The 20,980-nt window shown below is 63.7% G+C and carries 27 protein-coding genes; 16 read left to right on the top strand and 11 right to left on the bottom strand.

Annotated features, from left to right (window positions below):
- Nucleotides 1–16: 16 nt before the first annotated feature.
- Nucleotides 17–181 (bottom strand): HEWD family protein, encoded by a 165-nt coding sequence (locus V5735_RS00980; RefSeq protein ID WP_007980440.1) that lies wholly within the window; start codon nt 179–181, stop codon nt 17–19.
- A gap of 78 nt (nt 182–259) precedes the next feature.
- Between V5735_RS00980 and V5735_RS00985 the strand changes: the two genes are divergently transcribed.
- The 3 genes from V5735_RS00985 (at nt 260) to V5735_RS00995 (ending at nt 1,942) form a co-directional block, all read left to right on the top strand.
- Nucleotides 260–877 carry a YbhB/YbcL family Raf kinase inhibitor-like protein gene (locus V5735_RS00985; RefSeq protein WP_423744652.1) on the top strand — a complete coding sequence of 206 codons (618 nt, stop codon included), beginning with the start codon at nt 260–262 and terminating at the stop codon, nt 875–877.
- A 197-nt stretch (nt 878–1,074) separates the two neighbouring features.
- The gene (locus tag V5735_RS00990; RefSeq protein ID WP_423744653.1) at nt 1,075–1,398 is read left to right on the top strand and encodes an EthD family reductase; all 324 of its coding nucleotides are present in this window, start codon (nt 1,075–1,077) and stop codon (nt 1,396–1,398) included.
- Between the two features lie 55 nt (nt 1,399–1,453).
- A complete protein-coding gene (locus V5735_RS00995; protein WP_423744654.1) occupies nt 1,454–1,942 on the top strand; it encodes a TspO/MBR family protein in 489 nt (162 codons plus the stop codon).
- A gap of 59 nt (nt 1,943–2,001) precedes the next feature.
- Here V5735_RS00995 and V5735_RS01000 read toward each other — a convergent pair whose 3' ends face one another.
- On the bottom strand, nt 2,002–2,400 hold the full coding sequence (locus tag V5735_RS01000; RefSeq protein WP_423744655.1) for a YlbF family regulator: 399 nt from the start codon (nt 2,398–2,400) through the stop codon (nt 2,002–2,004).
- Nucleotides 2,401–2,510: 110 nt separating this feature from the next.
- Here V5735_RS01000 and dph2 point away from each other — a divergent pair, with 110 nt between their 5' ends.
- Complete coding sequence (dph2, locus tag V5735_RS01005) at nt 2,511–3,548, top strand: diphthamide biosynthesis enzyme Dph2 (protein ID WP_423744656.1); 1,038 nt, start codon at nt 2,511–2,513, stop codon at nt 3,546–3,548.
- Between the two features lie 251 nt (nt 3,549–3,799).
- Here dph2 and V5735_RS01010 read toward each other — a convergent pair whose 3' ends face one another.
- Together V5735_RS01010 and V5735_RS01015 are read right to left on the bottom strand one after the other, a co-directional pair.
- Nucleotides 3,800–4,705 carry an esterase/lipase family protein gene (locus V5735_RS01010; RefSeq protein WP_423744657.1) on the bottom strand — a complete coding sequence of 302 codons (906 nt, stop codon included), beginning with the start codon at nt 4,703–4,705 and terminating at the stop codon, nt 3,800–3,802.
- An 85-nt stretch (nt 4,706–4,790) separates the two neighbouring features.
- A complete protein-coding gene (locus V5735_RS01015) occupies nt 4,791–5,735 on the bottom strand; it encodes a hypothetical protein (RefSeq protein ID WP_423744658.1) in 945 nt (314 codons plus the stop codon).
- A 125-nt stretch (nt 5,736–5,860) separates the two neighbouring features.
- On the opposite strand from V5735_RS01015, the gene V5735_RS01020 reads away from it, so the two are divergent.
- Complete coding sequence (locus tag V5735_RS01020; RefSeq protein ID WP_423744659.1) at nt 5,861–6,253, top strand: hypothetical protein; 393 nt, start codon at nt 5,861–5,863, stop codon at nt 6,251–6,253.
- 58 nt (nt 6,254–6,311) lie between these two features.
- Nucleotides 6,312–6,932, top strand: coding sequence for an METTL5 family protein (locus tag V5735_RS01025; protein ID WP_423744660.1), 621 nt, complete (start codon nt 6,312–6,314; stop codon nt 6,930–6,932).
- A gap of 17 nt (nt 6,933–6,949) precedes the next feature.
- Here the strand turns inward: V5735_RS01025 and V5735_RS01030 are convergent, their stop codons facing one another.
- Nucleotides 6,950–8,584, bottom strand: coding sequence for a rhomboid family intramembrane serine protease (locus V5735_RS01030; protein ID WP_423744661.1), 1,635 nt, complete (start codon nt 8,582–8,584; stop codon nt 6,950–6,952).
- A 109-nt stretch (nt 8,585–8,693) separates the two neighbouring features.
- On the opposite strand from V5735_RS01030, the gene V5735_RS01035 reads away from it, so the two are divergent.
- Nucleotides 8,694–9,083 (top strand): MaoC/PaaZ C-terminal domain-containing protein, encoded by a 390-nt coding sequence (locus tag V5735_RS01035; protein ID WP_423744662.1) that lies wholly within the window; start codon nt 8,694–8,696, stop codon nt 9,081–9,083.
- Here V5735_RS01035 and V5735_RS01040 read toward each other — a convergent pair.
- Entirely contained in the window at nt 9,080–9,538 is a 459-nt protein-coding gene (locus tag V5735_RS01040) for a hypothetical protein (protein WP_423744663.1), read from the bottom strand. The two genes, V5735_RS01035 and V5735_RS01040, sit on opposite strands and share 4 nt — an antisense overlap.
- Nucleotides 9,539–9,730: 192 nt before the next feature.
- On the opposite strand from V5735_RS01040, the gene V5735_RS01045 reads away from it, so the two are divergent.
- Nucleotides 9,731–10,732, top strand: coding sequence for a DUF4397 domain-containing protein (locus tag V5735_RS01045; protein WP_423744664.1), 1,002 nt, complete (start codon nt 9,731–9,733; stop codon nt 10,730–10,732).
- A 36-nt stretch (nt 10,733–10,768) separates the two neighbouring features.
- Here V5735_RS01045 and V5735_RS01050 read toward each other — a convergent pair whose 3' ends face one another.
- Nucleotides 10,769–11,248, bottom strand: a complete 480-nt coding sequence (locus tag V5735_RS01050) for an acyl-CoA thioesterase (protein WP_423744665.1) — start codon at nt 11,246–11,248, stop codon at nt 10,769–10,771.
- Between the two features lie 86 nt (nt 11,249–11,334).
- Here V5735_RS01050 and V5735_RS01055 point away from each other — a divergent pair, with 86 nt between their 5' ends.
- The 8 genes from V5735_RS01055 to V5735_RS01090 all read left to right on the top strand — a co-directional run bounded on the left by V5735_RS01055 (nt 11,335) and on the right by V5735_RS01090 (nt 18,637).
- Entirely contained in the window at nt 11,335–13,008 is a 1,674-nt protein-coding gene (locus V5735_RS01055) for a bacterio-opsin activator domain-containing protein (protein WP_423744666.1), read from the top strand.
- Between the two features lie 46 nt (nt 13,009–13,054).
- Nucleotides 13,055–13,390: an ArsR/SmtB family transcription factor gene (locus V5735_RS01060; protein WP_423744667.1), complete on the top strand. Its 336-nt coding sequence runs from the start codon at nt 13,055–13,057 to the stop codon at nt 13,388–13,390.
- Nucleotides 13,391–13,475: 85 nt separating this feature from the next.
- Entirely contained in the window at nt 13,476–13,775 is a 300-nt protein-coding gene (locus V5735_RS01065; RefSeq protein ID WP_423744668.1) for a HalOD1 output domain-containing protein, read from the top strand.
- Nucleotides 13,776–13,854: 79 nt separating this feature from the next.
- Complete coding sequence (locus V5735_RS01070; protein WP_423744669.1) at nt 13,855–15,573, top strand: TraB/GumN family protein; 1,719 nt, start codon at nt 13,855–13,857, stop codon at nt 15,571–15,573.
- Nucleotides 15,570–16,187: a metalloprotease gene (locus tag V5735_RS01075; protein ID WP_423744670.1), complete on the top strand. Its 618-nt coding sequence runs from the start codon at nt 15,570–15,572 to the stop codon at nt 16,185–16,187. The genes V5735_RS01070 and V5735_RS01075 overlap by 4 nt, the downstream gene beginning before the upstream one ends.
- Nucleotides 16,188–16,697: 510 nt before the next feature.
- Nucleotides 16,698–17,672, top strand: a complete 975-nt coding sequence (gene purM / locus V5735_RS01080; protein WP_423744671.1) for a phosphoribosylformylglycinamidine cyclo-ligase — start codon at nt 16,698–16,700, stop codon at nt 17,670–17,672.
- 54 nt (nt 17,673–17,726) lie between these two features.
- Nucleotides 17,727–18,167 (top strand): cytidine deaminase, encoded by a 441-nt coding sequence (locus tag V5735_RS01085; RefSeq protein ID WP_423744672.1) that lies wholly within the window; start codon nt 17,727–17,729, stop codon nt 18,165–18,167.
- Between the two features lie 53 nt (nt 18,168–18,220).
- Nucleotides 18,221–18,637 (top strand): hypothetical protein, encoded by a 417-nt coding sequence (locus V5735_RS01090; protein ID WP_423744673.1) that lies wholly within the window; start codon nt 18,221–18,223, stop codon nt 18,635–18,637.
- Between the two features lie 76 nt (nt 18,638–18,713).
- On the opposite strand, the gene V5735_RS01095 is transcribed toward V5735_RS01090, so the two are convergent.
- The 4 genes from V5735_RS01095 to V5735_RS01110 all read right to left on the bottom strand — a co-directional run bounded on the left by V5735_RS01095 (nt 18,714) and on the right by V5735_RS01110 (nt 20,965).
- Complete coding sequence (locus V5735_RS01095) at nt 18,714–19,208, bottom strand: GNAT family N-acetyltransferase (protein WP_423744674.1); 495 nt, start codon at nt 19,206–19,208, stop codon at nt 18,714–18,716.
- A 120-nt stretch (nt 19,209–19,328) separates the two neighbouring features.
- Nucleotides 19,329–19,904 carry a metal-dependent hydrolase gene (locus V5735_RS01100; RefSeq protein ID WP_423744675.1) on the bottom strand — a complete coding sequence of 192 codons (576 nt, stop codon included), beginning with the start codon at nt 19,902–19,904 and terminating at the stop codon, nt 19,329–19,331.
- Between the two features lie 102 nt (nt 19,905–20,006).
- The gene (locus V5735_RS01105; RefSeq protein WP_423744676.1) at nt 20,007–20,546 is read right to left on the bottom strand and encodes a CBS domain-containing protein; all 540 of its coding nucleotides are present in this window, start codon (nt 20,544–20,546) and stop codon (nt 20,007–20,009) included.
- A 44-nt stretch (nt 20,547–20,590) separates the two neighbouring features.
- Nucleotides 20,591–20,965, bottom strand: a complete 375-nt coding sequence (locus tag V5735_RS01110; protein WP_069450198.1) for a DUF555 domain-containing protein — start codon at nt 20,963–20,965, stop codon at nt 20,591–20,593.
- Between the last annotated feature and the right edge of the window lie 15 nt (nt 20,966–20,980).

Here is a 20,980-nt window from a genome sequence, read left to right on the forward strand (position 1 = left end):
TTTCTTCGACCCTGATTCAATTTCGAATCGGGTTGTGCGAGCCGTTGATGTCCCACTCGTGGATGCAGAAGGGTCTGCCTTCCTCGCCAGCGATTCGCCAGTTGTGCGTCGAATCGTCCCACGAATCCTCGCGTCCGCACTCGACGCACTGCCGTCGTTCGGGTCGGTTGAGTTCCGCCATCGAACCGAGGGAAGGACGCCCACGTACTTAAACCGACGGCAACAGGGCATTTTACCCCGCGCCGCGAAACGCCACGTAATGCTCCGACGACGAACCTTCCTCGCAGGATTGGGTGGGGGAGGCGTCGCTCTGGCGGGGTGTGCGGGCGTTCGGCGCGACGGCGACGGACGAAGCGACCGCCCGACGGAAACGGAATCGACGCAAACGACAGAACGGAGCGACACCATGGCCGAATTCACGACACCCGCGTTCGAGGACGGTGCCAGGGTTCCGACCGAGTTCACCTGCAGCGGCAGGGACGTCTCGCCGCCGCTCGAAATCGGGTCGATGCCGGATGACGCGAACTCGCTCGCCGTCGTCGTTGACGACCCGGACGCGCCGAGCGGGACGTTCACCCACTGGTTGCTGTGGAACCTCCCACCGGGGACGACGACGGTACCGAAAAACGTGCCACAACGGCGGACGGTCGGGTCGCTCGACGGCGCGCGGCAGGGAACCAACGGATTCGGCGAAATCGGCTACCGCGGCCCCTGCCCGCCGACGGGCGACGGACCGCACACCTACCGGTTCACGCTGTACCTTCTCGAACGCGAGCTACGGCTCGACGCGGGGGCGGAACGGGACGCGCTGTTCAGCGCGATGGACGGGAATCGACTCGGCCGGTCGCGGTTCACGGCGGCGTTCGGGCGAAGCTAACGGACGACCGTCGATGCAGGATTCGAGAATCCGTTCGACTTGCCCGACGAGGCGTTTCAGGTGTCCACCCTTTCGGAGAACGCACTTGCGGGCGTCGGCGGAACGCTCACCTACCCGACTCCGTTTCGGGAGTGACGGCGGAATTTCCGCGGAGCAGTCGATACAACGAAGTCGTCGGGGAACCGACTTCGAGTACCATGATGAAGATGGTCGATCTGCTGGTGCGCAAGGACGGCATGACCCACGAGGAGTTCGAGGAGTACTGGCTCGAAGAGCACTCCGAACTCGCCAAGGAACTGCCCGGCCTGAGGAAGTACGTCACCTCCGTCTCGAAGGACCCCGAGAAGGCGGGCTACGACGGCGTGCTCGAACTCTACTTCGACTCGACCGCCGACATGAAGGCCGCCTTCGACTCAGAGACGGGAAAGGAGGTCATGGCCGACGCCGCCGAGTTCATCGACACGGAACAGGGACCGACGCTCATCCTCGACGAGACGGTCCAGTTGGACGACCTCGACTAGCCGAACCCACGTAGTTCGGCGAAAGGAACACCCTTTTTCGTGTCGTAGCGACCCCATGGAGATAGCACAGCGTTCGTCGTTCTCGCTCCGCGACGTGCCCGCCCTGCTCGTCTGTATCGTCGTCTGTGAACTAGCGGGAATTATCCCGTCGTTTCTGACAGCGAACGACGTGGCGACGTGGTACACGACCCTGCAAAAGCCCGCCTTCACGCCGCCGAGTTGGGTGTTCGGCCCGGTCTGGACGACGCTCTATCTGTTGATGGGTGTCGCGCTCTATCTGGTCTGGCGGCAGGGGGACAATCGGTTCGCGCTCGCCGTCTTCGCGGTGCAACTCGTCCTGAACGCCGGGTGGACGCTCGTCTTCTTCGGCATGCGCTGGCCCGCTGGCGGACTCGCGGTCATCCTCGCCCTCCTCGCCGCCATCGTCGCAACGATGGTCGCCTTCGCCCGAATCGACCGACGGGCGACCCTCCTGCTCGTGCCGTACCTCTGCTGGGTCGGCTTCGCCACCCTGTTGAACTACGAACTCTGGCGGCTGAACTGAGTGTGGTCACTCGCCGTGAGTGCGTCGCAGGAGCAGAAAACGGGGATACGGGTGTCCGACTACTCGTCCTGACAGCAACCGCCAGCCTGCTGGCCGAAATCGACGGCGAGCGGCTCGGAAACGGCGCGGTTCAGGTCCTCCAGTCGCGCCGTGAGTTCGTCCTGTGCGTCGAGATACTCCGACATGACCGGTAGGGAGTGGAGTTCCTGCTGGGCCTTCTGAACTTTCGCCACGTCGTCTTGGGTCGCTTCGCCCGTCTGCCGCGCGAGCATGAACTCCTGTCGGAGCTGTTCGAACTCCTTGATCTGCTCCTGCGCTTCCTCGTCGGCCTCGACTGCCGCCTTCGTCTCCTCGAATCGCTGGTAGACGGGGGTTTCCACGATTGCCTCGCCGAGTTCCGTCGCCAGTCGTTCGATGTCGGACTGCTCCGCGGTCTCCGTCGTCGTGTCGACGCTCATGTAACGGGATTCGGGCTGAAGGACTTTAGGCCTGCCGAATCCCGAAATCGAGCGGGTCGGGAAAGCCGAGAACGTCGGGGTTAAAAGTTCTCGCCCGCAATGAGGGGGTAATGAGCAACGAAAGCGAGTACAGCGAGGGGGACCTCAGGAACACGGGGATGTCCCTCAAGCACGACCGGGAGTGGGACTACGAACTCGACCGCATCATCGAAGCGGTCGAGGAGCGCGACGCCGAGAAGGTGGGGTTGCAGTTCCCCGAGGGACTCAAACGCCGCGGCCCGCAGGTGGCCGACGACCTGCGCGAACTGCTCCCCGATGACGTGACGATTCTCCTCTCCGGCCAACCCTGCTACGGAGCCTGTGACTTGGACACCTACCTGATGAAGCGAACCGACGTGTTCGTCCACTTCGGACACTCGCCGATGAAGAACACGGACAAAGTCATCTACGTCCCCCTGTTCTCCAACGTCGATGTGTTCCCCATCATGGAAGAATCGCTGGAGGAACTCGAAGTCGGCGACGTCGGCCTCGTGACGACCGCCCAGCACATGAACCACTTCGAGAAGATGCGCGAGTGGTTGGAAGAGCGCGGTTTCGACGTCCACACCCGACGGGGCGACGACCGACTGACCCACGAGGGGCAGGTCTTGGGATGTAACTACGCTTCCGCCGACATCGACGCCGACCAAGTGCTCTACGTCGGCGGCGGGAAGTTCCACCCGCTCGGACTGGCGATGGAACACCCCGACAAGACCGTCGTCATCGCCGACCCCGTGAACAACGTCGTCACCGTGGCGGACACCGAAAAGTTCCTCAAACAGCGCTACGGCGCGGTCCACCGCGCGATGGACGCCGAGAAGTGGGGCGTCATCTTCTGCACCAAAATCGGACAGGGCCGCTGGGACGTCGCACAGGACATCCTCGACGGCAACGATAACGCCTACCTCATCACGATGGACGAGGTGACGCCCGACCGACTGCGCAACTTCGACATGGACGCCTTCGTCAACACCGGGTGCCCGCGCATCACGACCGACGACGGCCCGCGGTTCCACAAACCCATGCTCACGCCCGGCGAGTACGAAATCGCCGTCGGCAACGAACCGCTCGACTCCCTCGAATTCGACACCTTCCACGGTACGTGGTGACTCTTTCGGTCGTTTTCCGCGATTTTTCTCTCTGACTTTCGTTCGCTTTTTCGCTCCGTTCAGGAGAACCGCGAGGGACTGTCGTCGCTCACTGGAACTGCGTTGGAACTCGTTCCGACCTGTTCCAGTTCGTTTCACTCACTGGAACTGCGCGGGAGCTTTGCTCCCGCTGGCTCTCGTTCGTTCCTCCGTCACTCACGAAAACTCCGGAAGACGCTTTGCGTCTTCCGTGCTCTGACTCGCGTCGCTCGTCAGAACTCCCCAACAACCTCCGCCATACACCCATCCCCGGGTTCGTGGTACGAGAAGTGGTCGGGGACGTAATCGACGTTGTGGTCCTCGTAGTTCGCGGGCGGCGTCCCCTCACAGCCCTCCTCGCCGACGGCGGCGTCGAATTCGCCGGTCGAGTACGCCCAGTTGAGCACGTTGTCGTCCGATTTCCAGAAGTTGTCGAACTGGGTGACGACGTTGGCGATTGCGGGACCGTATTCGCCATCGACCGCCACGGCATCATTGTCGGCGGCACCGCCGAGCAGGGTGGCCGACGCGACGTAATCGCGGTAGCCGAGCGAGTCCAGCGCTTTGATGGTCGCCGGGACGACCCGCCCGCCGAGCGAGTGGCCGATGAGACGCACGTCGGCACCGGTCCGGGTGCGATAGTCGGTGATGAAGTTGGCCAGTTTCGCGCCGTTTCGCTCCGCGATGTCCGTCGCGGGCCACCACTGGTCGAGGCGGGTGTCCGAGTCGTAGCTGAACCCGATAATGGGGTGGGTGTAGCCGTTGTTCCGGAGCGAGGTCTTGACCGTCTCGAAGTGGTCCGGTGCCTCGTCCGATGCGACCAACCATCCGTGGACCGAGACGACCACCTCGTCGGGATTCGCGCTTCCGTAACCCGGGATGTTTCCCACGGTGTCGTAATCCCACTTCGTGTGTCCGTCCGTTAACTCCTCCTCGTACAGCCAGTTGATGTCGAAGTGACCGCGCGTGGTCGCACGAGGGAAGTTCGCCGGACCGGTGATGTCCCCGTCGTCGCCCTCGAACCCGGCGACGCTTCCGGTGAACCCGGCCACTCCGACCGCCGCGGTGGCGGTTCCTTTCAGCATCGTTCGACGGTTCATTCCGGCCCGTTCGTTTTTCTTGTCGGTGTCGTGTGGCATGAATACACATACCGAATGGGAGAATTTAATTCTGTCGGAAAAATAGTTATTATTTCCCGAATCGGTGAGTCGCCGAATTCGTCCCTCAGCCCGAGCGCTCGATTCGGTACGTCTGCCCCTCGTATTCGATAACCTGCGGTTCCGATGCGTAAATCGCCGTCCGATTTACGTCGAGGGTGACGCGGCGGACGCCGGGTTCGAACGACGCCAGCAGGTTTCGAAGCGCGGACCGGACGACCTGTTCAGGGAGCAGTCGCTTCGCGTCCGTCGTCGGGGTTTCGACCCGGGTAGCGACCATGGTTCTCCGTTTCTTGTCACCGACTCGAACGTGCTTCTCGTCTCCATCTCGACTCACTACTTCGAGGTCGGCGGTCGGCGCGAGTTCGAGGTCGTCGCCGTTCAGTTCGAACCGGGCGGTGACGTCGATTGCGTTCTCGTAGCCTCCCTTTTGGAACCACCCGTCGATACCGAAGGCGTAGGTGCCGCCGCCGAGTCCCACGAGCGCGATGTCGTCGGTTCCCTGCGAACGGGCGCTCGCGGCATCGAGGTCGGAGTTATCGACGGTGAGATTCCACGCGTGCGAATCCCCTGATTCGAGCATCATCGCGGGTTCGGGGACGATTTGGGGCGCGATGTGGAACCACTCGCCGTCCACGTGCTTCCACACGGACCACCCGTAGTAGTTCGTCGTGAACGTCGCACCCGTCTCGTTTCGGAGGGTGAACGAAACCGTCGCTTTCGGAAGGTCGACCCGCGTTTTCGACGGGACCATCTGCAACGTCGTCCCGTCGGCGGCGTCCACGGAGCAGACGACCCGCGAATCGCCGAACGACGGGCAGTGGTTCTCGTCAGGGATTTCGAGGGTCGGCGAGGCGGGCGTTCCGGTGAGGGTGTTCGGATGCTCGGTCGTCGTTGTCGTTCCGTTCGTCGCGTTCGACGCGGCGGGGTCCGACCCGCCGGGTGTCGATTCGGAGAGACATCCGGCGAGGAGGGCGGACCCGACGCACGCGAGAGCACGTCGTCGGTTCATGATATCACATCTCCCCTCGCTCAGTAAGTACTTTCAGGTGACTGAAACGGTCGTTTGACCCATTCCAATTACTGCCAAACATACACAAACCTTTTTGTATTCCCAGTAGGTATTGTGTGGTAGCCATGAGCGCCACTCGTCCCTCGACCATCGAAACCGCCATCGAACGCTGCCGACCTGCGGACAAGACCCCCGTAACGCTCGATGCGGCCGTGCTTCCGTCCGGCCGCGACGACCTGCGCGACCTCCAAGTCGAACTCGCCGCGAAGGAGTACGTTCCCGCCGGTGTGACGGTCGACGCCTGCTTCGACGCCGACTGTTCGTTCGCCACGCAGGACGAAGCGGACCGCATCCGCGAGTACATCCGAACCGCTTCGTTCCTCGGCGCGGGAACCGTCACCGTCGAGTTCGACACCGTGGCAGACGAATCGAAAGTCCGTCCGTCCCTCGCCGCGCTGAAGGAGCGCGCCCGCCGCGAGGGCGTCACGCTCGAACTGGACGGCCCGCTGGCGCTGTAACTCGGCCCTCGAATTCCGAATCCTGCTTCTTACGTCGCCCCGTCACGTTCGCCCGACCATGGGGAAACGCGCGCTGGAACGACGCCTCTCCGCCGTCGCCGAGTTCGAGGACCCGCGGGTCGAACTGGAACAGTACCCGACACCGGCGGACCTCGCGGCCCACCTCGTCCACCTCGCCGACGTGCACGGCGACGTCGCGGGCGAAACCGTCGTCGACCTCGGAACGGGCACCGGCATGCTCGCCATCGGCGCAGCGACGCGCTCGCCCGTCCGGGTCGTCGGACTCGACCGCGACCCGGCGGCGTTGCGCCAAGCGACGGAGAACGAACGCCGGGTGGAACCGGCGCGTTCCGTCGACTGGATGCTCGGCGACGCGACTGAGGCACCGCTGTGTCCCGACGACCCCGTGACCGTCCTGATGAACCCGCCGTTCGGGGCACAACGGGGCAACGAACACGCGGACAGGGAATTCCTCGAAACGACCGCCGCCGTCGCCGACGTGTCCTACTCGATTCACAACGAGGGGAGCATGGCGTTCGTCGAGTCGTTCGCTGCCGACGCGGACGCCGCGGTGACGCACGCCTTCCGCGCCGAGCTACCGCTCTCGCGGCAGTTCGAGTTTCAACGAAACGAGCGGACGGTGCTCGACGCCGAGGTCTTCAGAATCGAGTGGCGCTAGTTTCCGTATCGGTGGCGCTAGTGGCGGTACTGTTCCTTCGCAGCGACTTGGACCCGCGTGTCGTTGATGGACGCCATGATGCGGCGTTTCTCGCGGGTGAACCGGATGCCGTCCACCGTGACCGTCGCGTTCCGCGTCGGCATCGGCGCGGTACCGACGGTGGTGTTGTTCCGCGAGAGTCGAAGCGCGAACCGTCCCTTTTGCGCGACGATGGAGACGTTGTTCCCGGCGAGGACGGGACTCGCGGTCGCCGGTCCCGACGAGAAGGCGCGTTTCCACTGGCCGTCCGCCGGGCGAAGCCACACCTGATACGCCGTCCCGCCGCCGGTGGCGCTCCAGCCGGTGCGCTTTATCCCCACCGCCTTCGACCAGCCGACGCCGCCGACTCTAACCGTCGCTCCGCCGGAGTACGCGAGTTGTCCCTTCGACACCTCCCGCGACCATATCTCCCGGTCCGGGTTGACGACGATGACGCCGCTCGTGTTCACCTGCGTCGTCTCGCCGCCGACCGACACGTCCACGACGGACACCTTGCGGTTCGGCACGTCCTCCGCGTACGTCACCGTGTATCCCCGCACCGACACGCCGGAGAGCGCGTTCTGACCGCCGTGTTGAACCGACGTGAGGTTGATGGGCACGGCGACGCCCGCCATGGCGATGAGCGGAATCAACAGGAGGACCGACCCCACCTGTCGAGCCCTCGGGGAGAACGCGTTTCGGTCGGTCGTGCGGACGGCGAGCGCGACCAGCGTCGCCAGCGCGAGCACGAAGATGACGCCGAGGCCGCGAAAGAGGACGAACGTCTCCATCCCGCGGTACCACCACAACGCCCACAGCGACGACGAGACGAGGACGATGACGCCGCCCGCCCACGTCCTGAACGCGCTCGGTTGGACGTCACGCGTCCGGAGGAGGTAGACGCCCGCGACCGCGCCGAGGAAAAAGCCCAACGTGTGGCCCTGCACGGCGATGCCGAACCACCACGGGCGCGAGAAGTGCGTCGTCGCTTCGCCGATGGTTTGAGGACTCCGAAACGCCACGTACAGCGTCTGAATCACGTCTTGGGCGGAGAGGGCGACGACCGTCCCGAGCGGATAGCGAACGAGGGCGAACCCGGCGAAGGCGAAGAAGACGCCGGAAAACCCGATGACCGGTCCCCACGAAAACAGGCCCGTACAGAGCGCGATGACGACGACGCCGAGCGGGAACAACACGAACGCCCTCACCCACGGGTTCGTTCGCCACGAGGAAAACGAGGTTTCGCCCCGCTCCGGAGGGAAGTGCCCGAAGTAGTACTCCGCCAACGGCGCGACGGCGAGCGTGCTGGTCATGTTGCCGAGGAGGTGGCTGGGGCCGACGTGCGAAAACGGTCCGGCGAGCATACCGAGCGGGTAGAGGTACGACCACGACGCGAACGCCACCGTGACGGGGTTGTACCAGTGGTTCCAGCCGTCCTGTACGAACAGGTAGATACCGACGACGCCGGTGACGCAAACGAGGGTGCCCCACGGGACGCCGAACAACAACCGCCTCCGGACGACCGTTCCCCACCGTCCCCGCGGACGGTCCAATCCCCAGACGATGAGCGCGGATACCAACAGGCCGAGCGACATTCCGAGTTGCATCGGCCACCCGTCGAGCGGCGACACCATACCCGGAGTGTGTGACCCCGATACCATAAAACGAACACGTCTCGATTTTTTGCCCCTCGCGTCGAACGCCCGGAGAAAACGTTAGGAGGGTTCGTGGTAACGGATAGGCATGACAACCACGCCGACGGAAGGCGAGACGAGGTCCTTCTCGCGGACGTTCACGGCCGAGGACGTCGCTTCGTTCGCCGACCTCTCGGGCGACCGCGGGAGCCACCACGTCGAGGAGGAAGAACCGATAGTACACGGCCTGTTGACGGCGACGCTCCCCACGAAAATCGGCGGCGACATGGATTTCGTCGCCCGGACGATGAGCTTCGAGTTCCGCCGCCCGGTGTACGTCGGCGAGGAGATAACGTGTGAAACGACGGTCGAGAGCGTCACCACGCGCCCCGAGCGTCACGAGATGGTGGTCTCGTTTTCCTGTACGAACGAGTCGGATACGGTCGTCCTCGCCGGAAATATCGATGGCGTGATATTTCAGGAGTCGGCCGAAGATTAGAAATCGGGCAGGTCGTCGGGTGCGTCGAACTCCGCTTCCCAGTCCACGTAGTCCGCTTCGAGTACGTCACAGACCACCTGTCCGAGTTCGGTTAGGGAGGCGTTGATGGACGAGACGGCGTTCCACGAGTCGATGTCCGGATGGATATCCCTGACCTTCCAGTCCTCGGGGATGCCCGGCGCGTGGTAGCCCACGCGGTCCGCGAAGTCGTCCCAGAAGAAGTCGAACTCGGCGAACAGGTCCAGATCGACCGCGGTTTCGAACTCTCGCTCGTCCAACTCGGTGTTCGCGGCCCACCGGTCGAACGACTCCTCCCACGCGCCCTCGTGGAGGAACGCCTCCAGTTCGTCGCGGTGGTAGTCGTTCTCCGCCGTAACCGACACGTCGTCGTACTCCTGCACATCCGCCTCCGGACGAAGCGTCGGCGGGTCCGGGGTCGGCACGTCGAGTCCCATGGCCTCGGATAGAACGGGATGTCGGATAAGCGTTCCTTCGACCGTCGAGGGGCGGACGCCACCGCCGCGTTAGGCGAGGGTTTCGACGCGACGATTTCGCCAGAAACGGGAGTTACCGGCCTCGAAAACAGCCATTACGCGGATGGACGGTGTGGGCGCTTTATCCTCGTAGTAGCCGACGATGCCACTGGAATGAGGGAAACAACACGCACACTCGGAGTCGGATTGGTCGCACTGCTGGTCACACTCAGCGTCGGCTTCGCTGGCATGGGAGCGATGGCCGAAGGTAACCAGAGCGGCGACGCACAGGTCCGCATCGCGCACATGTCGCCCGACGCGCCGCCGGTCGACGTTCTCGTGGACAACGAGACAGTGGTCTCCAACCTGTCCTACGGGAACGTCACCGACTACACCAGCCTGTCGGCAGGGGAACACAACGTCACGATTACGGCCGCTGACGACCCGAGCACGGTCGTCTTCTCGGACAACGTGACGTTCGACGCCGACACGAACTACACCGTCGCGGCGACCGGCCTGATTTCCGGAAGCGGTGACACCGCCTTCGAACCGGTCGTCTACGAGGACAACTTCACCGCGCCCGACCAGGGCAACGCCTCGGTGCGCCTCGTTCACGTCTCGCCCGACGCTGGGCCGGTGGACGTGACGGTTGCGGAGACCAACACCACGCTGTTCGATAACGTCTCGTTCCGCAACGCGACCGCGTACAAGCAGGTCCCGGCGGGCGACTACACGCTCGAAGTTCGCCCGGCGACCGCGAACGATTCCGGCGAGGTGCTGAAGACGTTCAACGTGTCGCTCTCCGACCGCACCGTCTACTCGGCGTTCGCGGCGGGCTACGCCAACAACAGCAGCGTCCCGGCCGGAAGCCCCGACAGGCCGCTCGACCTCATCCTCGTGACCGACTTCACGGCGGCCGCGAACGAGACGACGACCGCCGCCCCCGCGACGACGACGGCGAACGAGACCAGCACGACGATGGCCGAGACGACGACCGGAGAACAGATGACGACCACGACGACGGCGACGAACGAGACGACCACCGAACAGATGACGACGACAACGACGGCGATGAACGAGACGACCACGACGATGAACGAAACGACGACTGGAGAACAGATGACGACTACGACGGCGATGAACGAGACGACGACGGCGAACGAGACCAGCACGTAGACCGACGGTCGATTTTTCGAGACGGTTTTTTCGCGGTCAGTCGATTCGGTCAACCACGTTCTGGAGCTGCTGGAGACGCTCCTCGCGGGCCGAATCGCGGAGCGCCTGCTGATTTTCGTCCGGGCAGTCGAGATCCGGGACTGGCGTCGGGGTGCCGTCTTCGTCCAGCGCGACGAACGTGAAAAACGAGGTCGTCGTCTCGCGTTCCTCGCCCTTCCGCGGGTCCTCTGCCCGGACGTTTACCTTCACGTCGATGCTGGTCCGGCCGGTTTCGAAGACGAACGCCTCCACCACGGCCACCTCGCCGCGGTCGATGGGCGAGATGAAGTCCACGTGGTCCATCGACGCCGTGACGCACTGATTCCCACAGAATCGCATCGCCGCGATGGCCCCGCAGATGTCCATCCAGTGCAACACCACTCCCCCGAGCGCCCGACCGAGGTTGTTCGTGTCGTTCGGCAACAGCAGTTCGGTCATCTCTGTGTACGAATCCATCAGGGTTGCCGTGTCTGCCATACCCGGGCTTTCTCGGGCGGCGTATTTAGTTGGCCGCGGTTCCCGGCGCGCCAGAGTTATCCACCTCGCTAGCGGCTAGTATCGCAATGAGCGAGGAGCGGAAGGAGGGGGAAAAGGGTGGGGTGGGAGCGGAAGAGGGAGGAGCGGAAGCGGAAGAGGGGCGAAGGGCGGATGAAACCCGACTATTGGCGACCGAAAAGGTCGTCGCCGCCATCGGGGACGGAATCTACCAACTCGACCCGGCCGGTCGTTTCGTTTCGGTCAACGACGCCACGGTCGAGGCCACCGGCTACGACCGCGCGGACCTGCTCGGCGAACACGCCTCGCTTCTCGTCGATGAACCGTACGTGGCGCGGGTCGAAGACGAAATCGCGGACTTGCTGGCGAACGATCCGGACGGGGTTCGGGCGATGGAGGCTCCGATCCGAAACGCGGACGGGGAGCGGGTCCCCTGTGAACTCCGATTTTCCGTGGTGCTCTCCGACGGCGAATTCGAGGGGACCGTCGGCGTCGTCCGCGACATCTCGTGGGAAAAGCGACGGGACGCGGCACTGCGAGCACAGCGAGACGAACTCGAACAGCTCCGCCACATCAACGCCGTCGTTCGGAGCATCGACCGCGCCGTCGTCCGTGCGGACACCGCTGACGAGATCGAGCGAACGGTCTGTGACCGCATCGCCGACGCCGACCCCTATCGATTCGCGCTCGTGGCCCGCTTCGACCGGGAGTTGGAGACGTTGACGGTGGTGTCGCGGGCGGGTATCGACGAGGAGGACGCAGATCGACTCCGGCGGATGGACTTCGACGCGTCTGACGGACCGGCCATCGAGGCGATTCGAAATCGGTCGGTGTGGGTGGTACAGGATGCCGACCGCGGCGACGAGTGGGGCGTTTCGGATTCCGACGCCGGTCGCTGGTCGATGGCGTTCGTTCCGTTCCGGTACGACGATTCGATTCACGGCGTCCTCGGCGTCTACGCCGACCGTCCGTTCGCGTTCGAGGGACCCGAACGCGAGGTTCTGGAGGAACTCGGGCGGATGGTCGGTTACGCCCTCTCCGCGGTCAAAACGCGACAAGCGCTCGTCTCGGAACGGACCATCGAACTGACCTTCCGGTTCTCGGAGGACGACTATCCGTTTACCGCGCTCACGAAACAGGTCGGTGGGAAATCCCGGTTCGAAGACGCCGTACTGCACCCGGACGGCTCGCTCCTGTTGTACGTCTCGACGGAGGGAAGCGACCCCGAGCGAGTGCTCGAATTCCTCGATGAGTTCGAGGGCGTCACGCACTTTCGAGCCATCACCCAGCGAGAGGACGAGTGCCTACTGGAGGTCCGCTACGCCGGTCCGATGGCGTTTTCCACGCTCGCGAATCACGGCGGTATCATCCGTTCGGCGGTTGCGGAGGAGGGGGTTGCGCACGTCACCGTCGACATTCCGGAGACGGGAGACGTGCGCGAGGTGGTCAGCGCCATGACGGGCGTGTTCGAGGACGCGGAACTCGTCTCCCGACAGACGGTCGAACAACCGACCGAAACGCGCGCCCGCTTCCGCGATACGCTCGACGACCGTCTCACCGAACGCCAGCTAACCGTACTTACGACCGCCTATCGGGCCGGATACTACGACTGGCCGCGCGGAAGTACCGGCGAGGAACTCGCCGAATCGCTGGACATCGCGCCGCCGACCCTGCACAAGCACCTCCGAATCGCGGAACGAAAGGTTCTCGCGACCATCTTCGACGAGCCGGAGCGAGACTAATCGTTTAGCCCTCCCACTCAATGCTCCTCGGTGTCTGGGTTCTGGTATGACAATCGAGACAATTCCGAGGGACGGTATCCGATGGAACGACGCTACGACTCCCTCGCTGAACGCCATCTTCAAGGTGCTCTCGGTGCCGACTCGACGGGAGGCCTTGGTCGTCATCCGCTCGGAAGACGAGCCGATTCCGGTATCGGAGCTCGCCGACCGACTCGACGGAGAAACGGACCGGATGCGAATCGCGCTCGTACACGTTCACCTCCCGATGCTCGACGAGGCGGGACTCGTGGCGTGGGACACCGAACGCGAGTCGGTCGAATTCGGCGATTTCCCCGACGCGTACGAGGATTTGTTCGAGGTCGTCGACAGCTCCGTCCGATGAAACCCTGCTCGTATTTCTGACCCCATATAAAAACTCAATCATTAAACGCACAGTAGCATGTGCGTTCGAATCGTCGAATCGATTCATGAACGACCCCGTGTTACCAGGTACGCCCGAACCGGTCGCGTCGGCACAGTACTCGTGGGGCGGCGAAATGACGCTCGTCCAAACCATCGTCGAGACGCTCTCGTCGGCGAGCGGTCGTGCCCCCGAAGAACTGCCACCCCTCCATCACGTCGTCGACGTGGACGCCCTCGAAACCATTTTCGGTCCCCGCGGCGACGGTCAACTCCGCCCCGTCACGGGCGAAATATCGTTCGTCGTCGAGAACCACGAAGTCGTCGTGAAGAGCCACGGCCGTGTTCTCGTTCGCCGGGCGGATTAATTCGATTCGCAACCGGAACGGGTAGAAAAATTGCCTTGTCATCGATACTGGTAAAAATGGAGGGAGAGTATCGTCACTGATGACCGACCAGCACCCGCCGTCATCCGGTGGCGGCGAGGGAAACGTACGAGTCGTCGGAACGGCCCACGTCTCGGAAACGAGCGTCGAGAGAGTCGAAGAAGCCATCGAGGAGGATCAACCGGAAATCGTCGCCGTCGAACTCGACGAGGGACGATACCGGCAGATGCAGGGGGAAGTGGCTGACGACCTCGACCCGTCCGACCTCCTTCACGGAAACACCGTCTTCCAGTTCTTGGCGTATTGGATGCTGTCGTACGTGCAAGCACGCATGGGCGAGGAGTTCGACATCCAACCCGGCGCGGACATGAAGGCCGCCATCGACGCCGCCGAACGACACGGCAGCGGCGTGGCGCTGGTGGACCGCGACATTCAGATGACGATTCAACGCTTCTGGGCGCGGATGAGCGTCCGCGAGAAGTTACGGATGGTGGGTAGTCTCGCCCTCGGCGTCACCGACCCGCTCACCATCGGCCTCATCGGCGGTGCCGTCTTCGGCGTCTTCTTCGCCATGATATTCGGCATCTTCCTCTCGCCGCTCCTCGGGTTGAACGCGACGCTCACCCTCGGGGCGGGAAGCGGTGCGCTCCAACTCGTCGGCGGCTTCGCGGGCGGTGCCTTCGCCGGACTCGTGCTCGGCAGCCTCGCCCTCTCCGTCGGCCTGACGAGGCGCATCGACATAGCGCTCGGCGGCGGCCTGGTTCTCGGAATCGTCGGCGGCCTCGCGGTCGGCACCGGTGTCTTCGGCGTCGTCAGCGCCGGGACGCTCGTCGGAATCGGCGGGGTCATGCTCCGAATCCTCACTTCGCTCGTCGTCGGCGTCGGCATCGGCATGGTGCTCGGCGTGCTCGGCGGGGTTCTCCTCGGAAGCGGAACGGTCGAGGAAGAGGAGTTGGACGAGGAGTTCGACATCGAGGACCTCACCGACGGCGACGTGGTTACGGCGATGATGGAGGAGTTCCGTCGATTCTCGCCCGGCGGTGCGGAGGCGCTCATCGACGAACGCGACGCCTTCATCGCGCACAAACTCGTCGCGCTCCGCGAAGCGGGCCACGACGTCATCGCCGTGGTCGGCGCGGGCCACCGCGCCGGAATCGAGAGCTACCTCGCCAACCCGAGCACCCTTCCGCCGATGGAGTCGCTCGTCGGCACCGAGAAGGGAAAGCGCTTGTCGCTTTTCAAATTCTTCGGCTACTTCATCATGGTCGCCTTCTTCGCCTTCTTCATCCTGCTGGCGATGGCGGGCGTTCGAAATACGTTTCTCATTCAAGTGTTCGCGGCGTGGTTCCTGTTCAACGGCGTCTTCGCGTTCGGACTGGCGAAACTCGCGGGCGCACACTGGGGCAGCGCCCTCGTCGGCGGTGCAATCGCGTGGCTGACGAGCATCAACCCGCTGCTCGCGCCCGGGTGGTTCGCGGGCTACATGGAGCTGAAATACACGCAGGTCAACATCGCCGACATCGCCACGCTCAACGACATCATGAGCGACGAGGAGTTGCCCCTCGCCGACATCATGGCCCGAATGCTCGACGTTCCCCTCTTTCGGCTCATCGCCGTCGTCGCCATGACGAACATCGGGAGCATGATAGCGACGTTCCTGTTCCCCTTCGTCGTCCTGCCGTTCCTCGGTCCCCAAATCGGCGGCGTCGATGAAATCACGCGGCTGATGGTCGAGGGTGCCCACAACAGCGCCGACCTCATCTGGGGTGCGCTGACGTGAACATCCGCTTCAGCGCGCGCGAACTCCGCGACCTGCTGGTCGCGTGGGGCGCGCTCGGCCTCGCCTTCACCCTCTTTCTCCAGCCCGGATTCGGGCAGTCGCTCCTCCAGCCCGGCATGGGATTCTCGTCGGCGACGTTCGTCGGAGCGTTGGTCGTCTCGCTGTTCACGGCGGGTATCGGCTTCCTCCTCCACGAGTTGGCACACAAGGTGGTGGCGATTCGGTTCGGACAACTCGCCGAGTTCCGCGCCGATTACAGTATGTTGTTGCTCGCCATCGTCGGCGGACTCGCCGGGTTCCTCTTCGCGGCACCCGGCGCGGTGTATCATCGGGGGATGGTGACAGAGCGTGAAAACGGCCTCATCGCGCTGGCCGGACCCATGACGAACGTCGTCCTCGGCGTTCTGTTCTTCCCGCTCATCTTCGCCGGACCGTCCGTCGTCACGGAAATCGGCTACCGCGGCGCGCAGATTAACTTCCTCCTCGCGGGGTTCAACATGCTCCCGTGGGGACCGCTGGACGGCAAGAAAGTCCAGCAGTGGAGCACGACCGCGTTCCTCGCCACCGTCGTCCCGTGCGTACTGCTCGCGCTGTACGCGCTGTTGGTGCTGTAAAACCGCGCGAACACGTAGCATCCCGCTTTCGAACGTCGTCCGGGACACTCACGAGCGTTCGGTTCGTCGGAACGATTTCCGTTCTCGTGCGTCTGCAGGTAGAAGCGCTGATGAGACCGTACTCCACGGCAGGTATTTCTTCGGGCACCACGGCAGCGAATCGTATCGTGTAGCCCGGTCGTTCCCTGGCGTGCGCTGGCAGAACGGCGCGGCCGACTGCTGGCCGCGCCGTTCCGACATATCCGCGCGGGCGGTGTGGAGAGCGCGGATATCCCGCACAGCGGTCACATGAACGGACGTGAGTGTGACCACGGAAGTCGCACGCCCGCGAACGAAGTGAGCAGGAACGTCTTCCGGCGACCGCGAGCGTGACGGGGGCTTTCGAGGGCTGCTTCACCGAGACTTCATTTCGTTCAAACACAACACGACGTAGCGAGCGGTTTCCTCTAGAACGCGACCGTCGAACGGGACAACGGCAAACCTTTACTCACCCGGAACACGCGTTTCACCATGACCGAGGAAGAGGAACTGACGTATTCCGACGCGGGGGTAGACATCGACGCGAGCGAAGCGGCGACGGCGGCCCTCGTCGGTGCCGTTTCGGACATCGACAACACGACCGACTACGCGGGACTGCTCGACATCGGCGACCAGTACCTCGCCCTGGCGACGGACGGGGTGGGGACGAAACTGCTCGTCGCGGAGGCGCTCGGCGACTACTCGACGGTGGGCATCGACTGCATCGCCATGAACGCGAACGACCTCGTGGCGAGCGGCGTCGAACCCGTCGCCTTCGTGGACTACCTCGCCGTGGACGAACCCACCGAGGAGTTCTCTGAGCAGGTCGGCGAGGGACTTGCAGCCGGTGCGGAGGAAGCGGGCATCGCCCTCGTCGGCGGCGAAACGGCCGTCATGCCGGAGGTCATCTCGGGGCTGGACCTCGCGGGTGCGTGCGCCGGACTCGCGCCGAAAGACGCCATCTTCCCCGGCGAGGCCGAGGTGGGCGACGTTCTCGTCGGCTTCGAATCCAGCGGGATTCACTCGAACGGCCTCACGCTGGCCCGCAAGGCTGCGACGAAGGACCACGACTACGGCGATGCGTTCCCGCTCGGCGAGGGAACCGTCGGCGAGGCGCTGCTCGAACCGACGCGCCTCTACACCTACCTGCTTCCCGCGCTCCGCGAGCGGGACGTGCACGCCGCGGCGCACGTGACGGGCGGCGGGTGGAAGAACCTGCTCCGCATGGGCGAGCACCGCTACGAAATCGACGACCCGTTCCCCGCACAGCCGGTCTTCGACTTCGTGCAGGACGGCGGCAACGTCTCCGACGAGGAGATGCACCGCACGTTCAACATGGGCACCGGATTCGTCGTCGCTCTCCCCGAGGACGACGCCGAATCGCTCGCCGAAGAGACGGACGGACGGATTATCGGCACCGTCGCGGAGGGCGAAACGGTGGCGATTCGCGGGTTGAGATTGGACTAACGTTCGGGATATCTCTACCCGAACGCATATCTGACATGTCCCTGTGATTTTGGTATGGACGACATCTCTATCGAAACTCACCCGTTGACCGACGTCGACGAGCGACTCATCGAACGCGCCAGAGAAGCGACTGAAACCGCCTTTGACGCCGAAAAGTGGGGCGGTGCGCACGTCGTCGGTGCCGCACTCCGAACCGAGTCCGGGGAAGTGTACACCGGAGTTAGCATGCCCGCGAGCGTCGGCCGCGTCTCGATGTGTGCCGAACCGGTCGCACTCGGGAGCGCCATCGCGGACGGCGAAACCGCGTTTACCACCTCGGTCGCTGTTCGTCATCCACTTCCCGACGAGGACCGCAATTTCGAAGTCGTCCCGGCCTGTGGCGTTTGCCGGGAATTGCTTGCGGACTACGGCACCGACATGGAAATCATCGTCCCATACGACGGTGAACTCCGGAAGGCCGGTGCCCTCGCCTTGCTTCCGACGCGAAATTGGTAGCTCACACTCATCGTTCCAGAATACTTATTTAAACAGAGAGTGGTGTTCTCGCCATGTCCGGTCTGACCCGTCGCGCCCTGCTCGGTTCCGCCGGTATGTTCGCCGCCGCGGGGTGCGTGTTCGAGTCCAAGACGAGTTCGTTCGACCCGGACCACACCATCTGGCTCGAAAACGGGTTCGACGAGAAGCAGACGGCTCACGTCTGGGTGGTACGGAAGGCGGGTGACGAAACCGTCTTCGAAGTCACCCGTCAGGTCGGACCGGCCGACACCGCCGAGCTGTACAACCTCGAACGGGCCGGGCCGACGGACGTGGAGACGTTCCGCGTGTGCGCCCAACTCCTCGACGCCAGTTCGAGCGACACGGGGTACAAGCAGTGTACGACGGTCGAAACGAACGAGTGTTACGGAAATATCCACATACAGATACAGAAGGACGGGTCGGTCGGAATCACCTACGCCATCTGTTGATTCCGCCTGTTGACTTCGCCACTCGTGTCCCACCGTCGTTCACCATTCCACCATCTCACATCACCATTTCCCCGTATCACACCTCCTTTACGTACATGTAGCCCGCCGTGTCGACCCGCTCGTCGTAGAACTTCTCGTCGCGCCGGTAGCCCGCCGATTCGTAGAACGCGATGGCGCGTTCGTTTTCGGCCATGACGCCGAGTTGGATTCGCTCGCCGCCGCGCCGTTCGACGGTTCGTTCGACGCGGGCGAGTAGCCGTCCGCCGATACCCTCGCGCCACCGACCGGGGAGGACGTAGATGCGACCTAAATCGAACGTGGCGGACCCCTCGACTGGATTCGCGCCGACGAAACCCACGACCCCGACGTCGCCGTCCACGGCGACGTCGAGGATGGACGCCTCGGTTTCGATGAGCGAGCGAAACGTCTCCGCATCGTAGTAGCGTTCGAGGAAGTCGTCGGTCGCCTCCGTCCCGATGATGGGCGCGTGAGCCGAGTGCCACGCCCGCTCCGCGACGTGTCGTATCTCCTCCGTATCCCTCGATTCCGCCGAGCGAATCTCGATTCCCATGGCAGGAAATCGGCGACTTCGCGGAAAAAACTGTCGCGGAAGGAGAAACACCGCCGCTCGGTTCGGTCCGATTTCGCGTGTTTCAGCGTTCGCCCGTCGGCGAACGCGGCGTCGGAACGCTCATCGAACGACGCGCCGAACCGTCGTCAGCAGTTCGCGAGCGACCGGAAAGTCGTCGTACGCCCAGAGCAGAAGCGTACACGCCGAAATCACGCCGACGAGGGCGAAGTACGACGTGAAGTCGTGGTGGACGAGGTGGGACCGATACTCGCCGAGGAACTGCCGTACCGTTCCGGTGAAACCCGGACTCTCGTCGGGCGGGAGCACGACCACCGGCCAGAGAACGTGTTCGACGCCGTACCAGATTCCGTCGTTCATGTGTTCGAGCGCGTCGCCGACGTTGTGCGAGAGAAAGCCGAGGCCGAACGCGAGACCCAATCGCGGACGCGACGAACGCCGCGCGACGGCGTGGGCGACGGCGACGACGAGCAGACTGACGAACACCGAATGGCCGAGGGCGTAGCCGTTCCGGAAGACGCCGTACTGCCAACTCAACGGTTTGTCGATGAGGTCGGGAACGACCGACGCGACGGCGGCGACGACGACGGCGGCCCCGCCCGGCGGTTCGTGATGACGAACGTGAACGTATATCGAATAGCAGAGGTACGCGAAAATCGCGGATTCCCACGGCCACATGCGTCGCTCTACGACGTCGCTCGGAATATGTCTGTGGTGAAAAACGGTATCGTCCGACACGGAAAAGGAAGACCGCGACCGACCCGACACCCCGTTTCGTCGTTAGGACAGCCGTGCGGCGATGTCGGCTTCGGTGACGATGCCGATGGTTTCGCCCTCTTCCGTCACCATCACGGCCTTGTAGTGGTCCAAGAGGTTGCTGATTTCGTTGAGCGTCGCCGACTTCGAAACGGTCGGGAAGCTCTCGTCCATGAACTCGCGGACCGCCTCGTCGCGGGCGTCTTCGCTGACGTGAACGAGGTCGCTCTCGCTTATCGAGCCGACCGGGACGCCCTCTTTGATGACCGGGAGTTGGGAGTAACCCGCTTCCTGCATCTTCTGGACCGCTTCGCTCACGGTGTCGGTGGGTGCGACGTTGACGACGGACTTGTGCAGGAGGTCGTGCGCCCGCACGATGTCGCCTTCCGATTCTTCCAGCGCGTTCACGATTCGCCGAAGCGTCGAAAGCCGCGGGTCCACGTCGTCGCCCTCGATTCTCGCGATGAGGGGCTGTGAGACGCCCGCCCGCTCCGCGAGTTCGCTCTGTGTGAGCCCCAAATCGGTTCGGTGTTCCCGAAGGTCTTGGGGTGTCGGGAGTTCCATGCGTAGAAATTACCAATGGTTATGGTATAAATCGTTCGGACTGTTCAGGCGTCGCCGAAGTCTATCTCCTCGTCCTCGTCGAATTCGATAGTTTCGACGACGGAAAGCGGGACGTCGCGGAGCGCGCCGCCGACTTCGCTCTTGGCGATACGCTGGGCGTGTTCCTCTCCCTCGGCGTTGAACACCTTCATTTCGAGGACGAGGCCGACGAGCGCGGTGTGGGCCGCGATGAACGCCGAATCGAACGGTTCGCCGCAGGCCGGACACCCCGTCGCGCCGACTTCGACTTCGACGTAGTCCATGTTCTTCTGGTTCAGCCGTTTCCCGGCTTCGCTGACCGCAACGCCAATCGCGTCGTCGATGTCGCCGACATCGCGTACCAACCATGCCGCCTCCATCGCAACGAGGTAATTGCTCATACTCGAACCAGACAC

Source organism: Haladaptatus sp. SPP-AMP-3, from assembly GCF_049568665.1.
Lineage (GTDB): Archaea > Halobacteriota > Halobacteria > Halobacteriales > Haladaptataceae > Haladaptatus > Haladaptatus paucihalophilus.